Origin of the sequence: Mycobacterium sp. E342, assembly GCF_001667665.1 — a bacterium.
GTDB lineage: Bacteria > Actinomycetota > Actinomycetes > Mycobacteriales > Mycobacteriaceae > Mycobacterium.
The window spans coordinates 1-4,038 of sequence record NZ_LZJM01000253.1; the positions used below are offsets into that span (position 1 = coordinate 1).

At 64.3% G+C, this 4,038-nt stretch carries 1 protein-coding gene; it reads right to left on the reverse strand.

Features of this window, described 5'->3' with window-relative positions:
• Nucleotides 1–4,022 (reverse strand): non-ribosomal peptide synthetase (locus A5692_RS20510; protein ID WP_231984387.1); only part of this gene is annotated, 4,022 nt, incomplete at its 3' end.
• Nucleotides 4,023–4,038 lie beyond the last annotated feature (16 nt).

Consider the following 4,038-nt stretch of genomic DNA (forward strand, 5'->3'; position numbering starts at 1 on the left):
GGGCCCCAACACACGAGATCCCCGGTGCGATACATCCGTGCCCCCGGTGCCCCGGTGAAGGGACACGCCACGAACCGGGACGCGGTCAATGGTGAGCGGCCCCAATACCCCACCCCCACACCATGACCGGCCACATAGAGTTCCCCGACCACCCCGGCCGGCACCGGCTGCAACCACGGGTCCAAGACGAAGAAGCCCAGGTGGGTCAACGGCACCCCGATCGGACTAGCGCTGGTGCCGCCGTCGCTCTCGACGATCGGGCGTATCGAGGCATGCACCGTGGTTTCGGTGATGCCGTACATGTTGATCAACCGCGGCGATCCCGCATGGTGATCCCACCACGGCCTCAAACGCGCTGGCTCGAGGGCTTCCCCACCGAATACCACCGTCTCGAGCGCCAGCTGCCGGCCCACCTCCGGTGACACTCCCTGGGCGGTTTGCAGGGCATAAAACGCCGACGGGGTCTGGCTCAACACACTGACCCGCTCGGCGGCCAGCAAGGCACAGAAATCATCCGCGGAACGGGTCACCGCTTCGGGCACCACCACCAACCGGCCCCCACCCAGCAGGGCGCCAAAGATCTCCCACACCGAAAAGTCAAACGCATACGAATGGAACTGCGACCACACCCCCGCACGATCCAACTGCCCATCCAGCGACTCCAGCAGCCCGACCACGTTGTGGTGGGTAATGGCCACGCCTTTGGGCACCCCGGTGGTGCCCGAGGTGTAAATCAAATACGCAATGTCCTCAGACGCCGGACCCGGTGGTCGGGTGGCCGGTTGGTCATCGATCACGGGGTCGGTGACATCGATGACTGGCACGCCATGGCCATCTAGCCGTGAGTACAACTCGGTGGTGGTCACCACGGTGGTCGGGGTGGCGTCGGTGAGCAAGAACCCGATCCGCGCGGCTGGCCATCCGGGATCGATTGGCACATAGGCCGCCCCGGACTTGAGCACCGCCAGAATCGCGATGATGGCCTGCGCGCCGCGCTCCATCAGTATCCCCACGTACCGACCGGAGCCGGCGCCCTGGGCAACGAGTAAGTGCGCCAACCGATTCGCGGCCTCATCAAGCTCCCGATACGTCCAGGACCGGTCCCCGAAACTCAGTGCCACCGCCTCCGGGGCGCAGGCCACTTGGGCGGCAAACGCATCCGGAATCGACACCGTCGAAGCCACCGGGCGGTCCAACACGCCACGATTCCCCCACCCACCCAGGCAGGCCAGCTCCTGCGCGTCGAGTACCTCGACCGAAGAGACTTGTTGGGTGGGATCGGTGGCCATGGCCGCCAGCACCCGTTCAAACCGGGTGACCAACAGCTCGATGCTGGCGGGGTCGAACACATCGGTGCGAAACTCGACCACCCCACCAATCCCGGCCGGCTGCCCCGCTTCGCTCCAGCGTTCCCCAAGGAACAATGTCAGGTCCATGCGGGCGACCTGGGTTTCCATGGGCAGCGGTGTGACCTGCAGATCCCCCAAGGCCAGCCCGGCGGTCAGTTCTTGGTTTTGTCCGGGGAGGTTTTGCCAGGACAGCATTACCTGGATTAGGGGGTGGTGGGTCAGGCTGCGGGTGGGGTGGAGTCGTTCGACGAGTACTTCGAAGGGGACGTCTTGGTGTTCGTAGGCGGCTAAGCTGCGGGCGCGCACCTGGGCTAGTACTTCTGCGATGCTGGGGTCGCCGGCCAGATCGACCCGCAACACTAAGGTGTTCACGAAAAACCCGACCAGCTCATCTAGGGCCGGGTCGCGTCGTCCGGCGGTGGCGAATCCGGTGGCTACGTCGGTGCTGGTGCTGAGTTTGGCCAGCAGTACTGCGAGGGCGGTTTGGATGACCATGAAACTGGTCGCATCATGCTCGCGGGCTAACCGCGCGATTTGCTGGTGCAGTTGCGCGGGCCAGTTGATGGTGAGGTTGGCGCCGTGGTGGTCGGCTACGGGTGGGTAGGGTCGGTCGGTGGGTAGTGCTAGGCGTTCGGGTATGTCGGCTAGGGCGTGTTGCCAGTAGGCCAGTTGTGCGGTGATCGGGCTGTTGGGGTCGTTGAGGTCGCCGAGTTGTTGTCGTTGCCAGAGTGTGTAGTCGGCGTATTGCACCGGCAACGGGGTCCAGTTGGGGGGCTGGCCGGCGCATCGGGCGGTATAGGCGGTTGCTAAATCGGTTACCAGTGGGGTGATTGACCAGCCATCAGCAGCGATGTGGTGGGCTACGGCCGCCAACACATACTCATCCTCGTGTAGGTGGAAAAGCCTTGCGTGGAAGGGGATCTCGGCTGCTAGATCAAATGTGTGACGCGTGACTGCGGCGATGGCGTCCTGGAGGCGCTCGGGCGGCCAGTTGCTGGCATCGATGATGGCCCAGCCAAAATCTGTTTGTTCGGTGGGTACTACTGTCTGGTGGGGGATTCCGTTGGTTGCGGGGAAGATGGTGCGCAGGCTTTCGTGGCGGGTCACGACGTCAGCGAGTGCGGCCCCCAGGGCGTCAGCATTCAATGGCCCGTGCAGGCGTAGTGCGATGGGCATGTTGTAGACCGCTGACGGGCCCAGTAGCTGGTCGATAAACCACAAGCGGGACTGGGCAAACGACAACGGCACCACTGCGGGCCGCTGTTGTGTTGTTAAGGGTGCGATCGCGGGTTTGCTGGGATGTTCTTTGAGCCATTGGGCCAGTCCGGCGACGGTGGGGACGTCGAACAATGTCCGGATCGGGACGTCGACACTGAGTTCGGCCTGGATCCGCGCCACTAGCCGGATTGCTGATAGTGAATGGCCACCCAGATCGAAAAACATGTCATCGATGCCGACTCGTGTCACTCCGAGAACGTCGCTGAACAGCGCGGCCAACACGTGTTCGTGGTGGTCACGCGGCGCGCGGTATGGCGCCGCGCTGATGAATTCCGGGGCGGGCAACGCGCGCCGGTCGAGTTTGCCGTTGACCGTCAACGGCAGGGCATCGAGCACCATGATCGCTGCGGGCACCATGTATTCGGGCAGGCGGCCAGCCGCAAAGCTGCGCAGTTCGGCCACTCGTTCGATGGCTGAGGGGTCGTTGACATAGCCGGCAATTGAGCCCACCGGTGTGGCGGGCAGGTAGAGATCTGACAGCGCGGGCAGCGGGGAGTCGTCAGATGTGTGGCTGGTGTGGGTGAAGATGAGGTCCACCAGCCCAGCGGTCGGTGACCAGGTCAGCGCTGTGGTGTATCCCAGTTCTTGGCCCAGCAGCTGACACTGGTGCGGCAATACCGTATCGGGGGCGGCGATTTCGGCACGCAACTGGCTGAGGGGCACTCGGTCGCCGGCGGCGGTCAGCGCGGATGCCAGTGCCACATCAGGCCATATCCCGCCGTGGGGCACTGCGGTGACGCGCAGCTCCGGCGGGCGCTGTGACTGCAGGTATGCGCCCAGCCTGGCCAGGGTTTTGAACCGCTGCCAGGGTTGGCAGGGTAGGTGAGCAAGCGAGCGCGCCGACACCGGCGCTTTATGCAGTACGACCTCGTATCGGTAGCTGCTGAGTTCGTTGACCGCACTCATCTGTTTGAGCTGCACATCGATAGCCGCGATGTCGGGAAGGTGTTGGGGCAACGCCGCAAAGAACTCCGGCGCTAACAGCAGTTCCTGCTCGGCAAGCATTTCGCGGCGCACCCGCTCACGCAGCACCGCGGCGGTGTCCTCATCACCGGTGGTGTTGGCGCACAACACCTTGGTGGTAAATGCCTGCAACAACGACAGGTTGCGCACGTCGCCGATAAACACTGCCCCGCCCGGTGCCAGCGACCGCATCGCGGCTGCCAGCACATCCAGCAGATAGCCCGCGCTGGGGAAGTACTGGATCACCGAGTTGAGCACCACCACATCGAAATGCGCCTGCGGCAATCCCGTGGCCGCATCGGCCGGCTGCACCCGCAACCGCACCCGATCCGCCCAGGACTGCGACGCCACCGCCGCCTGCAGCTGCTGAATCGTCGCCGCGGAGAAGTCCGTACCCCAGTACTCGAGACAATCGGGGGCCAACTGGGCCAACAACAACCCGCTACCG